The following is a 19,028-nucleotide window of genomic DNA, read 5'->3' as shown; positions in this document are numbered from 1 at the left end:
GAGCCGATGCCTACACGGCGGAGGTCTCCTTCGGAGCGGCGCCACCACCGCCCTCGGGCCCCGTCGCACGCCGGCTGAGTTCGCCCGGCCACCACGCGACGGGGCCGAGGTCGCGTACGAGGGCGGGGACGAGGAGCGAGCGGACGACCAGGGTGTCCAGGAGCACGCCGAAGGCGACGATGAAGGCGATCTGCACCAGGAAGGCGAGCGGGATGACGCCCAGGGCCGCGAAGGTGGCGGCCAGGACGACACCGGCGGAGGTGATGACACCGCCGGTGGCGGTCAGCCCGCGCAGGACCCCCTCCCGGACGCCGTGCCGCAGCGACTCCTCCCGGACCCGGGACATCAGGAAGATGTTGTAGTCCACGCCGAGCGCCACCAGGAACACGAACCCGTAGAGCGGCACCGAGGAGTCCGTACCGGTGAATCCGAAGACGTACTGGAACACCAGGGCCGAGACCCCGAGGGTGGCGACGAAGTTCAGGGCGACCGTGGCGACGAGCAGCAGCGGCATCAGGACGGAGCGCAGGAGGCCGACGAGGATGGTCAGGATGACGGCGAGCACCACCGGCACGATCAGCATCCGGTCGCGCTCGGCGGTCCGCTGGGTGTCGTACCGCTGCGCCGTGTAGCCGCCGACCAGGGCGTCCGCCCCCGGCACCGCGTGCACGGACGTGCGGAGCCGGGCGACGGTCGCCCGGGCCGCGTCGCTGTCCGCCGCGTCGGCCAGGGTGACGTCGATCCGGACCCGTCCTTCGACGACCAGCGGCGCACCTGTCCCGGGCCGGCCGGAGGCGGTGACCGCGTCGGCCGAGTCCACTCCCTCGACGTCCTCGGCCGCCGCCTTCACCCGGGCGAGCGAGCCCGCTTCGGCGATCACGATCGCCGGATTGCCCGCCCCGCCCGGGAAGTGCCGGCCGAGCGTCTCCTGCGCGGCCACGGAGGGAGCGTCGTTGACGAAGATCTCGTCGAGCGGGACGCCCTTGGAGTCGAGCGTCGGGGCGAAGGCCGCGCAGGCCAGGAGCCCGGCGAGCGTCGCCGCCCAGACCTTGCGCGGAGCCCGGTCCACGAGAGCGGCCACCCGCCGCCAGATCCCGGTGCCGCCGCTCTCGGACTCGGACGGGCGCGGCCGGGCGGGCCAGTACGCGGCGCGGCCGAGCAGGACCAGGACGGCGGGCAGGAAGGTCAGGGTGCTCAGCACGGCGCAGACGATGCCGATGGCGCCCACCGGACCGAGGGCCCGGTTGTTCGTCAGATCGCTGAACAGGAGCGCGAGGAGGCCGAGCGCCACGGTGGCCGCACTGGCCGTGATCGGCCCGGCCGACCGGCGCAGCGCCGCCCGCATGGCCGGGAAGCGGTCCCCCTCGTGGCGGGCGAGCTCCTCGCGGTAGCGGGCGGCGAGGAGCAGGGCGTAGTCGGTGGCGGCGCCGATGACCAGAATCGACAGGATGCCCTGGACCTGGCCGTCGACGCGGACGATGTCGTGGTCGGCGAGCACGTACACGACGGCGCAGGCCAGGGCGAGCGAGAACACCGCGCCGACGATGATGACCAGGGGCAGCAGCACGCTGCGGTAGACGAGCAGCAGGATGAGCAGCACCGTCACCAGGGCGACCGCGAGCAGCAGTCCGTCGATGCCGGCGAAGGCGTCCGACAGATCGGCCTGGGTGGCGGCGGGACCGGCCAGCCACACGGTGGTGCCGGGCACGGAGGAGGCGGCCCGGTCGACCGCGCCGAGTGTGGGCGTCAGTTCCTCGCCGAGGTCGGGGCGGAGCTGGACCACTCCGCGCAGCGCCTCGCCGTCCTCGGAGGGCAGGGCGGGGGACGGGGTGCCGACGACCCCGGGCGTGCCGGCGAGCGCGGCCAGCGCGCGCGTGGCGGCGGAGCGTGTCTCCGGGCCGATTCGTCCGCCGCCTGGTGAGGTCCAGACGACGAGCGCGGGGAGCGTCTCCTCCTGGCGGAAGGCCCGCTGGGCCTCGATCACCCGGGTGGACTCCGCGCTGCGGGGGAGGAACGCGGCCTGGTCGTTGGTGGCCACCTCGCCGAGCTTTCCGGCATACGGCCCGAGGCCGCCGCCGACGGCGAGCCAGACGACGAGCAGGACGAGGGGCAGGAGACGGGCTGCCCTTCGCGTGGGGCGGGACATACGGACTCCAGGGACGAGGTCTCGGCAGGTATCTCAATGCAAAAGAATCTCAATGATTGAGAGAGATTGAAGCACGACTCACGGGAAGCGGCGGGACGGGGTACGAGCCGGAAATCGCGGACCGGTCAGCGGCGGGGCACGCGCAGGTCGCCGAGTTCCTCGTTCAGCGCTTCCAGGAATCGCAGGGCCGCGGACAGCTCCTCCTCGTCGAACCTGAGCCGAGCCCGGTCCGCCGCCTGCGCCAACGGCATGAAGTAGCTGCGCGCGGCGGCCTTCGCCCCCTCCACGTAGTGCACGTGCACCACCCTGCGGTCGGCGCTCTCCCGGGAGCGCCGGACGTGCCCGGCCTTCTCCAGTCGGTCGAGGCAGGCCGTCACCGCCCCCGACGTCAGCCCCAGGTGGTCCTTCAGCCGGCCCGGCGTCAGCGGTTCCGGGCTGTCCAGGACGACCGAGAGCGCCTGGACGTCCGTGGGATGCAGTCCCTGCGCGAGCGCGAAACCATGGACCAGTCGATTGATCTCACCGTTCGCCCGCCGCAACGCGCGCGCGAAGCTCTGGAGATCACCCGGAGCGCTCTCGGGGTGGGTCCCACCGGTCCCGGATTCCTCTGTACTGGCCACACGATCAGCCTATAGATACCGCAAGGTGCATCCACAGCGGCCGCATCGAGGGAAGCGATCACATGAGAAACGCGTCAGGACAGGAACCCCAGGGACCGCTCTGCCTGGTCACGGGCGCGAGCGGCTACATCGGCGGGCGCCTCGTCCCCGAACTCCTGGCGGCCGGATACCGGGTGCGCTGCCTGGCCCGTACCCCCGCGAAGCTGCGCGACCATCCCTGGGCGGGGGAGGTGGAGACCGTCCAGGGGGACGTCACCGACGCCGAGACCCTCGCCCCCGCCCTCCGGGACGTCGACGTCGCCTACTACCTGGTGCACGCCCTGGGCGGAGGGCGCGACTTCGAGCGTACCGACCGCCTGGCGGCCCTCACCTTCGCCGAACAGACCCGCGCCGCCGGGGTCCGCCGCATCGTCTACCTCGGCGGCCTCACTCCCCGAGGCGTCCCCGACGGGCAGCTCTCGCCACATCTGCGCTCACGCGCCGAGGTCGGGCGCATCCTCCTGGAATCCGGGGTCCCCGCCACGGTGCTCCGCGCGGCCGTCATCATCGGGTCCGGATCGGCCTCCTTCGAGATGCTCCGCTACCTCACCGAACGACTGCCCGTGATGGTCACCCCGAGCTGGGTACGCACCCGGATCCAGCCGATCGCCGTCCGGGACGTCCTGCGCTACCTGGTCGGCAGCGCACGGATGCCCGACGACGTCAGCCGGGCCTTCGACATCGGCGGCCCCGACGTCCTCACCTACCTCGGGATGATGCGTCGCTACGCGCACGTCGCCGGACTGCCCCGGCGGCTCATCCTCCCCGTACCGGTGCTGACACCGCGCCTGTCCAGCCACTGGATCAACCTGGTCACCCCCGTCCCGAGGTCCCTCGCCCGCCCCCTCGCCGAGTCGCTCCGGTACGAGGTCGTCTGCGACGAGCACGACATCGCCGACCTGGTGCCGGACCCGCCCGGCCACCCCCTCGGCTTCGACACGGCGCTCGCGCTGGCCCTCCAACGGGTCCGCGAGGCCCGGATCGACACCCGCTGGTCCTCCGCGTCCGTGCCCGGCGCGCCGAGCGACCCGCTGCCCACCGACCCCGACTGGGCGGGCGGCAGCCTCTACACCGACGAGCGCGAGCTGACCGTCGACGCCTCGCCGCAGGCGCTGTGGCGGGTCGTCGAGGGCATCGGCGGGGAGAACGGCTGGTACTCCTTCCCCCTCGCCTGGGCCGTCCGGGGTTGGCTCGACCGACTGGTCGGAGGCGTCGGGCTGCGCCGGGGGCGGCGCGACGCCCTGCGCCTGAGAGTCGGGGACTCGCTGGACTTCTGGCGGGTGGAGGAGATCGAGCGCGGCAGACTGCTGCGGCTGCGGGCCGAGATGCGCCTCCCCGGGCTCGCCTGGCTGGAGATGTACGTCGAGCGCGACGGAAACGGGGCGACCCGTTACCGCCAGCGGGCGCTGTTCCACCCGCACGGCCTGGCCGGCCAGGCCTACTGGTGGAGCGTCTCGCCGTTCCACGCCGTGGTCTTCGGAGGGATGGCCCGCAACATCGCCCGGAACGCGGAGGCGGGCGGGGCGGCGGAGCCGGAAGGGACGGAGCGGCGCCCGGACGATGCCGCCACAGGGCCGCGCCCGGCACCCGCCGGACTCCAGGCACCGCCGTCCGCCGCGCCGGAGCGCGGGGAGTGAGAGTGACGGCGCGGTCCGACGGTCCCGCCCCCCCGCCGCTCGCAGACCGCATCCGGCGCACGCACTCGCCGCGAATGACCCCCGCAAGGTCAGCCCAGCGAGCACCGGGCCCGCGCGTCGCGCGGAGGTCGGTGGTCCCCTGCCAGGAGCGGTGCCCATGAACGTCTCGGTCGTCCTGTTCACCTCGGACCTCCGCGTCCACGACCATCCGCCCCTGCGCGCGGCGCTGGGCCAGGGGAACGAGGTCGTCCCCCTGTTCGTGCGGGATCCGGCGGTGGACCGCGCGGGCCGGTCCGCGCCGAACCGCCTCGCCTTCCTCGCCGCCTGCCTCACCGGCCTCGACGCCGGACTGCGGGCGCGCGGCGGCCGGCTCGTCGTCCGCTCGGGCGACCCGGTCGCCGAGGTGTGCCGGGTCGTGCGCGAGGCCGACGCCGACGACGTCCACATGGCGGCCGGGTGCAGCGGCTTCGCACGGCGCCGCGAGGACCGGCTGCGCCGCGCCCTGGAGGCGGACGGGCGGCGCCTGTACGTCCACGACGGCGTCGTCACCGCCCTGCCCACCGGCACGGTGACACCGAACGGCTCGGACCACTACGCGGTCTTCACCCCCTACTTCAGGCGCTGGTCGCACGAGCGTCTGCGCGAGCCGCTCGCGGCGCCCGGCCGCGTTCGGGTACCCGCGGAGGTCCCGTCCGAGGGCCTGCCCACCCCTGCCGACGCCCCCTCCGCCTCCGCCGGTCTGGCCACGGGCGGCGAGAAGGAGGGCCGCGAGCGGCTCGCCCGCTGGCTGCGCCGGGGCGTCGACGCGTACGAGGAGGGCCACGACGACCTCGCGGGCGACGCGACCTCGCGCCTGTCGCCGTACCTCCACTTCGGAGCCGTCTCGGCGACCGAGGCCGTCCACCGTGCCCGGTCGCGGGGCGGCCCCGGCGCGGAGGCGTTCGTCCGGCAGCTCTGCTGGCGCGACTTCCACCACCAGGTCCTCGCCGCGCGCCCCGACGCCGCCTCCGCCGACTACCGCCCCCGCCACGACCGCTGGCGACGCGGCAAGAAGGCCCGGGCCGACTTCCGGGCATGGCAGGAGGGCCGCACCGGCTACCCCGTCGTGGACGCCGCGATGCGACAGCTCGCCCACGAGGGCTGGATGCACAACCGGGGGCGGCTGCTCACGGCGTCGTTCCTCACCAAGACGCTGTACCTCGACTGGCGCGACGGCGCGCGGCACTTCATGGACCTGCTGGTCGACGGCGATGTCGCGAACAACCAGCTCAACTGGCAGTGGATGGCCGGCACGGGCACCGACAGCCGCCCCAACCGGGTGCTGAACCCGGTGATCCAGGGGAAGCGGTACGACCCCGACGGCGCCTACGTACGGCGATGGGTGCCGGAACTCGCCGGACTCGCGGGCCCCGCGATCCACGAGCCGTGGAAACTGCCCGGCCTCGAACGGGCCCGCTACGACTACCCCGACCCGATGGTCGAACTCGCCGACGGGCTCGCCCGCTTCCGGCACGCCCGGGGTCAGGACTGAGCACCGCTGGTGAGACCCGGTGAGGCCTCGGTCATGGGCACACGATACGACGCACAAGCGATGCGAGTGGAGCGGTGGCGGCGCCGTGGCGGAGCCTGAGGGTGCCCGCGACGGGCCCCGCCCCGCCGACCGGTCATGTCCAGTCCCATCCACTCCAACCCAGTCCAGTCAACTCCAGGCCAGAGGAGCAGTCGCCATGTCCGCACCGAGTGTCGCCCTCCGGCCGTCGCCGTCGCCGTCGCCGTGGAGCGATGCCGGCGAGGCCGGGTCCCTGTCCGACCGCGAGATCGCCGAAGGCTTCGTGCGCGGCGACGACCGCTGCCTGGCCGCCGCGTACGTCCGATGGTCCGGCCTCGTGACCGCGCTCGCCGCCCGCTGTTTGGGCGACCCCAAGGAGGCGGAGGACGTCGGACAGCAGGTCTTCCTCGCCGCCTGGCGGGGCCGCGCCGGCTACCGGCCGGAGCGCGGCCCGTTCCCCGGCTGGCTGGTCGGCATCACCCGGCGGAAGATCGCCGACGCCCTCTCCGCCCGCACCCGCCGCCGGAACCTGGTGACCGCGGCCGGGGCGCGGCTCGCCCCCGAGCGCGACGCGTCCGCCCAAGGCCCCGACGCGGTCCTCGACCGGCTCGTGGTCAGCGGTGAGCTCGCGAAACTCCCCACCGCGCAGCGCGAGGTCCTCGCCATGGCCTTCTACGGGGACCTCACCCACGTCCAGATCGCCGAGCGGACCGGATTGCCGCTCGGCACCGTGAAGAGCCACGCGCGGCGCGGTCTCGACCGGATGCGCCGCTCGTTGGGCGGGGCGCCGGGGCGGAGCCGGCGTGCCGCCACCGTTCTCGCGCGCTGAGGCCCGAAAACGACGCACGGGTGACGCGTGTGCGAGGCAGCCCAGGGCGGGGGGTCCGGGAAGGGGCCGGCGGGCACCGAGGTCCACCCTTCCAGGTGAATCACCCCATCCGGAGCGCCGTCGATGCCGAATGAGAAGCATGACCCTCTCAGCGCCCCCGCGCGAGCCCACGCGCACGGACCGACTCCTGGCAGCGGTCGGCGGCCTCGTCGCCGCGTACGTCTCGCTCGCCGTCGCGGACCTCGTCGCCTTCTGGGTCCGGCCCGAGGCGAGCCCCGTGCCCGCCGTCGGCGACACCGTCGTCGACCGGACCCCGGCGGCCGTGGAGCAGTGGGCGATCCGCGTCTTCGGCGAGAGCGACAAGGCGGTCCTCCAGCTCGGCATCCTGGTCCTCCTCGGCCTGCTCGCCGCCGGGATCGGGCTGCTCGCGCTCCGGCACCGGGTGGCCGGTTCGGTGGCGGTCGGCGCCTTCGGCCTCCTCGGCGCACTCGCCGCCGTCACCCGCCCCGACTCGGACTCCGCCCTGGACGCCGTGCCCTCCCTCGTCGGCGCGGCCGTCGGCGCGGTCCTGCTGTACGTCCTGATCGGCCGCCTCCTGGCCCCTCGCGCAGGCGCCGCCGCACGACCGGACGCCACCGATCGGTCCGACCGGCGCGGCTTCCTGATCGTCGCCGCGTCCGCCGGGCTCGCCGCCACCGGCGCCGCCGCGCTCGGCAGGGCGGCCGGCTCGCCCGTCGCGGAGAACGCGGCCGCCTCCCGGGCGTCGCTCCGCCTGCCCCGCCCGGCATCCGCCGCCCCGCCCGTACCCGCCGGGGCGCAGCTCCGCATCCCCGGCATCAGCCCGTTCCTCACCCCCAACCGCGACTTCTACCGCGTCGACACCGCGCTCGTGGTCCCCAAGGTCGACGCCGACCGCTGGCGCCTGCGCCTCCACGGCGGCGGCGTCCGCGAGGAACGCGTCCTCACCCTCCCCGAGCTGATGGCGCGCAGGGTGGTGGAGCGGGACCTCACCCTGGCCTGCGTCTCCAACGAGGTCGGCGGCCCCTACGTCGGCAACGCCCGCTGGCTCGGCGTCCACCTCGCCGACCTGCTCCGCGAGGCGGGCGTCCGGCCGCCCTCCGAGGGCGGCTCCGCCGACCAGCTCGTCGCCCGTTCCGTCGACGGCATGACCATCGGCACGCCCGTCGAGGAGGTCATGGACGGCCGCGACGCCCTCCTCGCCTTCGGGATGAACGGCGAACCCCTGCCCTTCACCCACGGCTTCCCCGTCCGCATGCTCGTCCCCGGCCTGTACGGGTACGTCTCGGCCTGCAAGTGGATCGAGTCGATCGAGCTCACCACCTTCGAGGCCTACGACGCCTACTGGGTCCCGCGCGGCTGGGCCGCCGAGGCGCCCGTGAAGACCCAGTCCCGCATCGACACCCCGCGCGCCCTCGCCCGGCCCGCCGCCGGCACCGTGATGATCGCCGGAGTGGCCTGGGCCCAGCACCGGGGCATCGCCCGCGTCGAGGTACGGATCGACGACGGCCCCTGGCGGGACGCCAAGCTCGCCGCCGAGGACAGCCGTGACACCTGGCGCCAGTGGGTGCACCCGTGGCAGGCCACTCCCGGCCGGCACACCCTCACCGTCCGTGCCACCGACGGCACCGGCGCCACCCAGCCCGAGGAGCGCACCGGCACCATGCCCGACGGGGCGCAGGGATGGCACTCGGTGGTGGTGACCGTCGAAGGTGCGTAACGAACCGGATCCGTACGCCCGTTCCTCGCCTTCATGAGGGACACTGCACTCGTGCGTGGACATCTTCCGGACGAGAACCCTGGGTTCGTGGGGCGCCGCACGGAACTGGGCCGGATATCCGCCGCGTTGGCGGAGCACCGCCTCGTCACCGTGACCGGCGTCGGCGGCGTCGGCAAGACCCGGCTCGCGCTGCGCTCCGCGCACCGCGCCGCCGAGCGGTTCCCGGACGGCGCCTGGTGGACCGACCTGACCCCCCTCGACGGCGACCGGCTCCTCGTCGCGCTCGTCGCCGACTCCGTCGACCTCGCCGACCACACCCCCGGCATGGCGAGCACCGCCCTCTGCCGCAGGCTCGCCGAGGACCGGCTGCTCCTCGTCCTCGACTCCTGCGAGCACCTCGCCGGCCCCTGCGCCCGGCTCGTCGCCGACCTCCTCGCCGCCGCCCCGGGACTCACGGTCCTCGCCACCAGCCGCCGTCCCCTCGGCGTCGACGGCGAACGGATCGTCGCCCTCGACCCGCTGCCGCCCGCGGGGCGGGACGCCCTGGAGCTGCTCCGCCGGGCCGCCGGGGAGGACTTCCCCGCCGCGGGACCCGCCGGGGAGATCTGCGTACGCCTCGAAGGCATCCCCCTCGCCCTGGAACTGGCCGCCGCGCAGATCCGCCTCCAGGGCGCCGAGGCCGTCCGCGACCAGCTCGGGACCCGCCTCGACACCCCGCCGGGAGCGCGCTTCGACCTGCTCGCCCACCCCGAGCGGGTGTGGCCCAGCCGGCACCAGACCCTGCGCGCCGCCATCGGCTGGAGCCACGAGCTGTGCGCCCCGCTCGAACGCCTCCTCTGGGCCCGCCTCTCCGTCTTCCGCGGCCCCTTCGACCTCGCCTCGGCGATCGCCGTGTGCTCCGGCGGCCCGCTGACCCCGGCGACCCTGCCGGAGGCCCTCGACGGACTCGTCCGGTCCTCCGTGGTCCGCCCGCCCGACGGAGCCGGGCGCCACCGGATGCTCGACACGATCCGCGCGTACGGGGCGACCTGGCTGGAGCGGACCGGCGAGACCGGGACCGTCGCCGACCGGCACGCCGCCCACTTCCGGGGCCTCGCCCGCCGCGCGGACACCGAATGGCTCGGCGCCCGCCAGCTCCGCTGGTACCGGAGCGTCGACGCCCAGCACACCGACCTCCGCACCGCCCTCGACCGGCTGCTGCGCACCGACCCCGACGCGGCCCTCGACCTCGTCGGCTCCGTCGCCTTCGCCTGGTCCTGCCGCGGCCGCCTCCGGGAGGCCCGCGACGGCCTCGAACAGGCCCTGCTCCTCAGCGGCTCCCGTGGCCGCGCCCGGGCCCGCGCCCTCTGGGCGCTCGGCGTGACCCTCGTCCTCCAGGGCGAGTTCGGCCCGGCCCAGGACGTCAGCGAACGCTGCGCCCGCGAGGCCCGCTACACGGAGTACGACGAAGCCTTGGAGGAGGAGCGTCCGGAGGGACTGCCGGAGGGGCGGCGGGAGGCACGGTCCGAGGCGCGGTGCGGAGAGCGGCCGGACGATCCGTACGCGGGGGCCGGGCGGCCCCGGCCCGGCGACCTCACCCTGGACGCCGCCGCCCTCGCGGGTCTCCTCGCCCTGACCACCGGCCGCCCCATGGCCGCGTTCGTCGTCGTGGACCACGTCCTCGACGCCGTGTCCGGCGGACCGGCCGACTCCGCCGCCCGGCTCCGCTGCGGCCTCGTGCGGGTCTTCGCCCTCACCGGCCTGGGCCGGCTCGACGAGGCACGCGAGCGGGCCCTCGCGCTCCGGGCCCTCTGCGAGGAGCTCGACGAGCATTGGACCCGTACCGCCCTGGAGTACCAGCTCGCCCTCACCGGCCTCCTGGAAGGCCGACCCGCGGCCGCCGCCGGGCACGCCCGCGCCATGCTCGAAGGCACCCGGCGGCTCGGCGCGAGCCTGGGCGTCGCCCTCGGCCTCGACGTCCTCGCCACCGCCCTCGCGGCCGCCGGCGACGGCGAGCGGGCGGCCGACGTCTCGGGCACGGGCGAGGCCTACTGGCGCTCCACCGGCCAGCCCCGTCGCGGTCTGCCCGGTCTGCGCGCCCTCCGCGAGAAGTACACCGACACGGCCCGCGCGACCATCGGCGAGCCCGCCTACGAGGAGATCTTCCTGCGCGCCCTCACAGGCCTCCCGCAGGACGGCCTCGACCGGGCGCTCCGCGGCTCGCCGCAGGGCTGACGGCAGCCCGACGGCGGGCCTGGCCCCGCTTCCGGCCGCTTCGGCGGAAGAGACGGATCCCCGCTTCCGGCCGCGCCGGCGGCGATAGGGGCGCGGGCCCCGCGTACGGCGTGTCCGGCGCAGGGGCCGGGCACCGTGCTCCCGGCCGGCCTGCCGGTGGGGCGGGCGCGCCCCGCGCCACCGACAGGACACCCTGCGGCGCCAGGCGCACCATGAGGGCATGGACGGATCCCCGAGCGAACCGGGCGGCATCAGCGCCCCCGGGCGGCTCGCGGGCCCCGACGAGGGCATCACCGCCGAGGAACTCGCCCTCGCCGCCCGCAACCACGGGATGCCGCTGGAAGCCCTGCGGTATGACGTGACCCCGCCCGGCCTCCACTACGTCCTCGTGCACTACGACATCCCCGCCACGGACCCGGACGGCTGGACGCTCACCCTCGGCGGCCGGGTGCTCCGACCGCTCGCCCTCGACGTCGACGGGCTGCGCGCCCGGCCCTCCGTCACGCGCCGCGTGACCCTGGAGTGCGCCGGGAACGGCCGCGCCCGGCTCACGCCCCGGCCCGTCAGCCAGCCCTGGCTCGTCGAGGCCGTCGGCACCGCCGAGTGGACGGGCGTCCCGCTGGCCGAACTGCTCGCGGAGGCGGGGACCGCCGAGGACGCGGTCGAGGCCGTGTTCACCGGCGCAGACCACGGGGTGGAGCGGGGAGTCGAGCAGGACTACCGGCGCAGCCTGCCCCTGTCGGTCGCGGCGGACCCGGCGCGGGACGTCCTCGTCGCGTACGCGATGAACGGGGCGCCCCTGCCCCCGCAGCACGGCAGCCCGCTCCGGCTCGTCGTCCCCGGCTGGTACGGCATGGCCCACGTGAAGTGGCTCCACGACATCACGGTCACCGCCGACCCGTACACCGGCTTCCAGCAGAGCGTGGCCTACCGCATCCGGGCGTCGACGGACGGGGACGAGCCCGGGGAGCCCGTCACCCTCATCGCGCCCCGCGCCCTGATGATCCCGCCGGGCTTCCCGGACTTCATGTCCCGCGCCCGGGTCGTCCGCCCCGGACCCGTCCCGCTCGCCGGGCGCGCCTGGTCGGGGCACGGCCCGGTCACCCGCGTCGAGGTCGGAGAGATCGGCGAGGACGCCATGGAGGGCGAGGCCGGCACGTACTACCGCGGTGCGGCGTGGACCGACGCCGTCCTCGACCACGACCCCGCGCACCCCTGGGCGTGGTCCTCCTGGCACACCACGTGGACGGCGACACCCGGGCCGCACCACCTCGCCGTGCGGGCCACCGACGCCGGAGGCCGCGTCCAGCCGCTCGCCGCCCCGTGGAACCGCGGCGGCTTCGCCAACAACCTCGTCCAGCGGGTCGACGTGCTCTGCACCCGGACCCGTCCGTCGCCTGATCGGGCGGCGCGTAGAGTCGACCCCGGTACATCGCAGCCAGCCCGACCCCGACGAGGAGACCCCCGTGACCGACGCGGCGTCCACCGCCCTCCAGCAGCAGATCGCCCGGGACCTCGAGGTGTCCGACACCTTCGACCCGGCCGTGGAGATCGAGCGCCGAGTGGCCTTCCTCGCCGAGCGCCTCACCTCCACCGGGCTGCGCTCCCTCGTCCTCGGCATCAGCGGCGGCGTCGACTCGACCACCGCCGGGCGGCTCTGCCAGCTCGCCGTCGAGCGGGTCCGGGCAGCCGGCCACGACGCGACCTTCTACGCCATGCGCCTGCCGTACGGCGTCCAGGCCGACGAGAGCGACGCGCAGACCGCCCTCGGCTTCATCCGCGCCGACCAGGTCCTCACGGTGGACGTGAAGGCCGCGAGCGACGCGGCCCTGGAGGCGTGCCTCGCGGGCGGGGTGACCTTCCGGGACGCCCACCACCAGGACTTCGTGCAGGGCAACATCAAGGCCCGCCAGCGGATGATCGCCCAGTACGCGGTCGCCGGCGCCCAGGACGGTCTCGTCGTCGGCACCGACCACGCCGCCGAGGCCGTCTCCGGCTTCTTCACCAAGTTCGGCGACGGCGCCGCCGACGTCGTCCCGCTCACCGGTCTCACCAAGCGGCGCGTCCGCGCGGTCGCCGCCGAGCTCGGCGCCCCGGCCGGTCTGGTGTGGAAGGTCCCGACGGCCGACCTGGAGACCTTGGACCCGGGCAAGCCCGACGAGGACGCGCTCGGCGTCACGTACGACGACATCGACGACTTCCTGGAGGGCAAGCCGGTCGCGGAGGCCGCCTTCGCCTCCATCGTCCGCCGCTACCGGCTCACCGAGCACAAGCGACAGCTGCCGATCGCTCCCTGAGCAGGGCCTTCGGGCGTCCCCTGAGCGCTTCGCGGCCCGTCGGCGGATCCTGGAAGGGGGCCTCGGACGAGTCCCCAGGAAGGGAGTACGCCATGTTCGGCGAGACCACGGCGTTCAGCGGCTTCTCGGTCGACGACCTCGACGCCGCCCGGCGCTTCTACGGCGAGACCCTCGGTCTGAAGGTGGAGGAGCAGGGGGAGGGCGACATGCGCATGCTGCTCCTCACCCTGGCGGGCGGGACCCGGCTCTTCGTGTACCCCAAGGAGGACCACACCCCCGCCTCGTACACGATCCTCAATTTCGAGGTCGACGACGTCGACCGGGCGGTCGACGAGCTGGCGGCGCGCGGGGTGACCCTGGAGCGCTACCCCGGCTTCGAAGCGGACGAGAAGGGCATCCTGCGCGGCGGCGACGGCACGCCGACGATCGCCTGGTTCACGGACCCGGCGGGGAACGTCCTGTCCGTCCTCAACGAACACATCTGACCCGCGGGAACCAGGGGCCGGGGGCCGGCTCCGCACCTGAACGGCCCGGCTCCGCACTCGAACGGCCCGGCCGGGGTGCGGACGGACCCCCGTACCGCCTGCAATGGGAAGGTGACCGCGCCGCCCGACGACTGCCTCGCCCGCAACGAATGGATCTGCGGCGCCTACGTGTCCACGCGCGGCGAGATCCTGACCGACGCCGTCGTCCAGCACCTCCAGCTGACCGTCGTCTCGGTCGCCCTCGGCCTCCTGCTCGCCCTGCTCCTCGCGGTCGTCGCGCGCCGCTGGGGCTGGGCGGCAGGACCCGTCCTCGGGATCACCACGGTCCTGTACACGATCCCGTCCCTGGCGATGTTCTCGCTGCTCCTGCCCGTGTACGGACTCTCCGCAGCCCTGGTCGTGGCCGGTCTCGTCCTGTACTCGCTCACCCTCCTCGTACGGAACATCCTCGCCGGGCTCCGAGCCGTCCCCGAGGAGACGCGCCAGGCCGCGCGCGGCCTCGGCTACGGGCCGATCCGCCTGCTCCTCGCCGTCGAACTGCCCCTCGCGCTGCCCGCCGCCATGGCCGGGCTGCGCATCGCCACCGTCTCCGCCGTCTCCCTCGTCACCATCGGCGCGATCGTCGGCCACGGCGGCCTCGGCAACCTGATCTACGCCGGGATGAACACCTACTTCAAGGGCCAGGTCCTCACCGCCTCCGTCCTCTGCGTGATCATCGCGGTCATCGCCGACCTGCTCCTCCTCGGCGCGCAGCGCTTCCTCACCCCCTGGACCCGGGGACAGGCCGCGTGACCACGCTGACCGACGCCTGGTCCTGGCTGACCACCGCCGCGCACTGGTCCGGCGAGAACGGCGTCTGGCAACGGCTCGGCGAGCACCTCTTCCTCACCGTCGTCTGCCTCGCACTCAGCTGCCTCGTCGCCCTGCCCGTCGCCCTCGTCCTCGGTCACCTCGGCAAGGGCGGCGCGCTCGCCGTGAACCTCGCCAACGCGGGCCGTGCGGTGCCCACCTTCGCCGTCCTCGTCCTGCTGCTCCTCAGCCCCCTCGGCCCGTACGGCCAGTGGCCGACGATCATCGCGCTCGTCCTCTTCGCCGTGCCCCCGCTGCTCACCAACGCGTACGTGGGGATGCGCGGCGTCGACGCCGACGTCGTACGGGCGGCCCGGGGCATGGGCATGACGGGCGGGCAGACCCTCGCCCGGGTCGAACTGCCGCTCGCGCTGCCGATGGTCCTCACCGGCGTACGGATCGCCGCCGTCCAGCTCGTCGCCACCGCCACCGTGGCCGCGCTCGCCGGCGGCGGCGGGCTCGGCCGGATCATCACGGCGGGGTTCAACCTCGCCTCCACTCCCCAGGTCGTCGCCGGTGCCCTCCTCGTCGCCGCGCTCGCGCTCCTGGTGGAGGGGGTCTTCGAGGGGGTCCAGCGCCTCGCGCCCGCCGGGGCGCGGGGGAGCGGCGCGTGAGGCCGCCCCGCGTGCCCGCGGCAGTCCACGTACCCACGGCAGTGCTGCTAGCCGTCTCCCTTTCCCTCTCGCTCTCCGGTTGTGCCGCGGGCCCGAGCCTGGAGGATCAGGGCGAGGTCACGGCGCCGCCCGGCGACAGCCGCAGCCTGGTCGTCGGCTCGGCCGGTTTCACCGAGAGCGACCTGCTCGCCCAGATGTACGCGCTGCTCCTCGAAGAGGCCGGCTACGGCACGAAGATCCTCTCCGTCACCAACCGCGAGCTGTACGAACCCGCCTTGGAGAACGGGCAGATCGACGTCGTACCGGAGTACGCGGCGACCTTCGCCGACTGGCTGAACGCCAAGGTCAACGGCGCGGACGCGCCGACCGTCGGCTCGCCCGACCTGGCCACGACCATGACCGCCCTCCGCGCGCTCGCCGCCCCGCGCGGGCTCACCGTCCTCGACCCCGGCCGCGCCGTCGACCAGAACGCCTTCGCCGTCACCGCCGCCTACGCCGCCGAGCACGGCCTGAAGACCCTGACCGACCTCGGCGCCGCCCGCCTCCCCGTCCGGCTCGCGGCCGGGGACGAGTGCGTCCGGCGGCCGTATTGCGCCCCCGGTCTGGCGAAGGTCTACGGGATCGAGGTGACCGCCGTCGACCCCAAGGGCGTCGGGACGACGCAGGCGAAGCAGGCCGTCCAGAGCGGCCAGGACCAGTTGGTGCTCACGACGACCACGGACGCCACGCTCGACGACTTCGGGCTCGTCCTCCTCGCCGACGACAAGAACCTCCAGAACGCCGACCACATCGTGCCCGTCGTGAACCGCGCCCGCGCCGGGAGCGCACGCGTCACGGAGGCCCTCGACCGCCTCAACACCGTCCTGACCACGGCCGATCTGGCGGAGCTCAACGAGCGGGTGGACAGCTGGCGCCGCCTCCCCGAGGACGTGGCGCGGAACTACCTCGCCGGGAAGGGCCTGATTCCGGGCTGACGAGTCGAGGCCACGTCGTCAGCCCGCTGAACAGCGTCTCTTGTCATGACCCTTGCGGGGCGCTCCGGACCCCTGCTATTCATCCGTTAGGAAAGTTTCCTTCCAGTCGAACTGTCCGTCCAACGCCCCATCCCTCACCCCTCGTTCATCGTTCCGTGGAGACCCCCATGACTTCGGCACGATCCGTACGACCCCGACTCCGGCGCCTCGGCGTCGCCGGCACCGCCCTCGGCGCCCTGCTCCTCGGCCTCGCCACCGCACCGCCCACCGCGACCGCCGCCCCCGTCACCCACGAGGCGGAGACGGCCACCGTCTCCCAGGGCCTCGCCGAGTCCAACCACACCGGATTCACCGGCACGGGATTCGTCAACTACGACAACGTCAGCGGCAGTTACGTCCAGTGGAACGTCAACGCCGCCCAGGCGGGCACCGCCACACTCACCCTGCGGTACGCCAACGGCACGACGACCAACCGCCCCATGGACATCGCCGTCAACGGCACCACCGCCGCCTCCGGCAAGGCCTTCGCCGGCACCGGAGCCTGGACCAGCTGGGCGACCACACAGATCACCGCCACCCTCAAGGCCGGCGCCAACACCGTCCGCGCCACCGCCACCACCGCGAACGGCGGCCCCAACGTCGACCACCTCACCGTCGACACCGCGACCACCCCGCCGCCCACCGGCACCACCCCCGCCGCGATCAACGGCCAGCTCAAGGTCTGCGGCACCAAGCTCTGCAACAGCTCCGACAAGCCGATCCAGCTGCGCGGCATGTCCAGCCACGGCACCCAGTGGTACGCGCAGTGCCTGACGGGCGGCTCCCTCGACGCCCTGGCCAAGGACTGGAACGCCGACGTCCTGCGCGTCTCCACATATGTCCAGGAGGGGGGTTACGAGACCGACCCCCGCAAGTACACCGACCTGGCGCACTCACTCATCGAGCAGGCCACCGCACGCGGCATGTACGTGATCGTCGACTGGCACATGCTCGACCCGGGCGACCCCCACCACAACCTCGCCCGCGCCAAGACCTTCTTCACCGAGATCGCCCAGCGCCACGGCTCCAAGACCAACCTGCTCTACGAGATCGCCAACGAGCCCAGCGGCGTCGACTGGTCCCGCATCAAGAGCTACGCCGAGCAGCTCATCCCCGTCATCCGCGCCAAGGACGCCGAGACGCCGGTCCTCGTCGGCACCCGCGCCTGGTCCTCGTTCGGCGTCTCGGAAGGGGCGAACGAGTCCGAGGTCGTGTCCAACCCCGTGAACGCGACCAACATCATGTACACGTTCCACTTCTACGCGTACTCCCACCGGGACGAGTACCTGAACACCCTGTCCCGCGCCGCCGACAAGCTGCCCGTCTTCGTCACCGAGTTCGGCACGCAGAACTACGCGGGTGAGGGCAGCAACGACTTCGCCATGACACAGAAGTACCTCGACCTGATGGCCGCGAAGAAGATCAGCTGGGTCAACTGGAACTTCTCCGACGACGACCGCAGCGGCGCCGTCTTCAAGCCCGGCACCTGCGCCGCCGGCGGAACATGGACCGGCACCGGCTCCCTCAAGCCCGCCGGCGTCTGGATCCGCGACCGCATCAGGACGGCGGACTCCTTCCCCACCTCCTGACCCGCGCCGCCCCGCCCCGCCCTGTCCCCGGGTACGCCCCCGCCATGTGATCCACTGTCCTGGCGGGGGCGTACCGATCAGGAGCAGCAGGAGCAGCGTTGACCACCTACCGCCAGCCGGGCCTCGTCCTCACCGACCACCGCTTCCCCGTCCCCCTCGACCACGCCCGCCCCGACGGTGAGCGGATCGAGATCTACGGCCGCGAACTCGTGGCCGGCGGGAAGACCGGCGAAGACCGGGACCAGCTCCCCTGGCTGGTCTACCTGGAGGGCGGGCCCGGCTTCGGCGCCCGCCGCTTCGTCGGCCCGCAGGCCTGGCTCGGACGGGCCGTGCGCGAGTACCGCGTCCTCCTCCTCGACCAGCGCGGAACCGGCCGCTCCACCCCCGCCAACCGCCAGACCCTGCCCCTGCGCGGCACCCCGCGCGAGCAGGCCGACTACCTGGCCCACTTCCGCGCCGACTCCATCGTCAAGGACTGCGAGCTGATCCGGCGACGCCTCACCGGCGGCGCTCCCTGGACCGTCCTCGGCCAGAGCTTCGGCGGCTTCTGCGCCACCCACTACCTCTCCACCGCCCCCGCAGGCCTGGAGAGGGTCCTCGTCACCGGAGGCCTTCCCTCCCTGTACGCCACGGCCGACGAGGTCTACCGCGCCGCCTACCCCCGCATCCGGCGCAAGAACGAGGCCCACTTCGCCCGCTACCCGCAGGACGCCGAACGGGCCCGGGCGATCGCCGCCCACCTCCTCGACCGCGAGGTCACCCTCCCCGGCGGCGGGCTCCTGACGGTCGAGGCCTTCCAGTCCCTCGGCATCCTCCTCGGCTCCGGCGACGGCACCCACCAGCTCCATCTGCTCCTGGAGCACGCCTTCGTCCCGACCCCGGGCGGACCCGCGCTCGCCGACGCCTTCCTGGAGCAGGTCCAGGCCCACCTGTCGTACGCGGGCCACCCGCTCTACGCCGTGCTCCACGAGGCCATCTACGCCCAGGGGCAGGGCCCCACCGACTGGGCAGCCGAGCGCGTACGCGGCGAGTTCCCCGAGTTCGACGCGGCGTCGGCCCTCTCCGCGGGCGCGCCCTTCCTCTTCACCGGGGAGACCGTCCACCCCTGGCACTTCACCACCGACCCCGCCCTGCGGCCGCTCCGCGAGACCGCCGAACTGCTCGCCGCACGCGCCGACTGGGACCCGCTCTACGACCCCGAGCGCCTCGCCGCCAACGAGATCCCCGTCGCCGCCGCCGTCTACCACGACGACATGTACGTGGACACCGCCCACTCCCTCGAAACGGCGAGTGCCGTGCGCGGCCTGCGGACGTGGGTGACCGACGAGTTCGAGCACGACGGGGTACGGGCCGGGGGGCCGCGCGTCCTCGACCGGCTGCTCTCGCTCGCCAGGGACGAGGCCTGACCT

General features: G+C 74.0%; 14 protein-coding genes and 1 pseudogene. 13 read left to right on the top strand and 2 right to left on the bottom strand.

The genetic code is table 11. From position 1 onward, the window contains the following. Positions 1 to 10: 10 nt before the first annotated feature. Positions 11 to 2,146 carry an MMPL family transporter gene (locus tag ACIBG6_RS31785; RefSeq protein WP_399226172.1) on the bottom strand — a complete coding sequence of 712 codons (2,136 nt, stop codon included), beginning with the start codon at positions 2,144 to 2,146 and terminating at the stop codon, positions 11 to 13. Between the two features lie 125 nt (positions 2,147 to 2,271). Next, complete coding sequence (locus ACIBG6_RS31780; RefSeq protein WP_399226171.1) at positions 2,272 to 2,766, bottom strand: MarR family winged helix-turn-helix transcriptional regulator; 495 nt, start codon at positions 2,764 to 2,766, stop codon at positions 2,272 to 2,274. Between the two features lie 62 nt (positions 2,767 to 2,828). Between ACIBG6_RS31780 and ACIBG6_RS31775 the strand changes: the two genes are divergently transcribed. The 13 genes and pseudogenes from ACIBG6_RS31775 to ACIBG6_RS31715 all read left to right on the top strand — a co-directional run bounded on the left by ACIBG6_RS31775 (position 2,829) and on the right by ACIBG6_RS31715 (position 19,025). After that, the gene (locus ACIBG6_RS31775; protein ID WP_399226170.1) at positions 2,829 to 4,442 is read left to right on the top strand and encodes an SDR family oxidoreductase; all 1,614 of its coding nucleotides are present in this window, start codon (positions 2,829 to 2,831) and stop codon (positions 4,440 to 4,442) included. Positions 4,443 to 4,599: 157 nt separating this feature from the next. Continuing rightward, entirely contained in the window at positions 4,600 to 5,973 is a 1,374-nt protein-coding gene (locus ACIBG6_RS31770; RefSeq protein WP_399226169.1) for a cryptochrome/photolyase family protein, read from the top strand. A 196-nt stretch (positions 5,974 to 6,169) separates the two neighbouring features. Then, on the top strand, positions 6,170 to 6,820 hold the full coding sequence (locus ACIBG6_RS31765) for a sigma-70 family RNA polymerase sigma factor (protein ID WP_399226168.1): 651 nt from the start codon (positions 6,170 to 6,172) through the stop codon (positions 6,818 to 6,820). A 139-nt stretch (positions 6,821 to 6,959) separates the two neighbouring features. Continuing rightward, complete coding sequence (locus ACIBG6_RS31760) at positions 6,960 to 8,558, top strand: molybdopterin-dependent oxidoreductase (RefSeq protein ID WP_399226167.1); 1,599 nt, start codon at positions 6,960 to 6,962, stop codon at positions 8,556 to 8,558. Positions 8,559 to 8,591: 33 nt separating this feature from the next. After that, complete coding sequence (locus tag ACIBG6_RS31755; RefSeq protein WP_399226166.1) at positions 8,592 to 10,772, top strand: ATP-binding protein; 2,181 nt, start codon at positions 8,592 to 8,594, stop codon at positions 10,770 to 10,772. A gap of 220 nt (positions 10,773 to 10,992) precedes the next feature. Beyond that, positions 10,993 to 12,150 (top strand): annotated as a pseudogene (locus tag ACIBG6_RS31750) (sulfite oxidase); the annotation flags it as partial. 88 nt (positions 12,151 to 12,238) lie between these two features. After that, complete coding sequence (nadE, locus tag ACIBG6_RS31745) at positions 12,239 to 13,069, top strand: ammonia-dependent NAD(+) synthetase (protein ID WP_317601566.1); 831 nt, start codon at positions 12,239 to 12,241, stop codon at positions 13,067 to 13,069. A 92-nt stretch (positions 13,070 to 13,161) separates the two neighbouring features. Further along, a complete protein-coding gene (locus ACIBG6_RS31740) occupies positions 13,162 to 13,554 on the top strand; it encodes a VOC family protein (RefSeq protein ID WP_399226356.1) in 393 nt (130 codons plus the stop codon). A 111-nt stretch (positions 13,555 to 13,665) separates the two neighbouring features. Continuing rightward, positions 13,666 to 14,346: an ABC transporter permease gene (locus tag ACIBG6_RS31735; protein ID WP_399226164.1), complete on the top strand. Its 681-nt coding sequence runs from the start codon at positions 13,666 to 13,668 to the stop codon at positions 14,344 to 14,346. Continuing rightward, positions 14,343 to 15,017 (top strand): ABC transporter permease, encoded by a 675-nt coding sequence (locus tag ACIBG6_RS31730; protein ID WP_399226163.1) that lies wholly within the window; start codon positions 14,343 to 14,345, stop codon positions 15,015 to 15,017. Before ACIBG6_RS31735 ends, ACIBG6_RS31730 begins: the two co-directional genes overlap by 4 nt. A gap of 44 nt (positions 15,018 to 15,061) precedes the next feature. Next, positions 15,062 to 15,991, top strand: a complete 930-nt coding sequence (locus ACIBG6_RS31725; RefSeq protein ID WP_399226355.1) for an ABC transporter substrate-binding protein — start codon at positions 15,062 to 15,064, stop codon at positions 15,989 to 15,991. 167 nt (positions 15,992 to 16,158) lie between these two features. Further along, positions 16,159 to 17,619, top strand: a complete 1,461-nt coding sequence (locus ACIBG6_RS31720) for a cellulase family glycosylhydrolase (RefSeq protein WP_399226162.1) — start codon at positions 16,159 to 16,161, stop codon at positions 17,617 to 17,619. A 98-nt stretch (positions 17,620 to 17,717) separates the two neighbouring features. Then, positions 17,718 to 19,025, top strand: coding sequence for an alpha/beta fold hydrolase (locus tag ACIBG6_RS31715; protein ID WP_399226161.1), 1,308 nt, complete (start codon positions 17,718 to 17,720; stop codon positions 19,023 to 19,025). The last annotated feature ends 3 nt before the right edge of the window (positions 19,026 to 19,028 follow it).

This window comes from Streptomyces sp. NPDC050842, from assembly GCF_044456565.1.
GTDB lineage: Bacteria > Actinomycetota > Actinomycetes > Streptomycetales > Streptomycetaceae > Streptomyces.
Note: the sequence above shows the minus strand (reverse complement) of the source record. Positions and strands in the feature narration are given on the sequence as shown.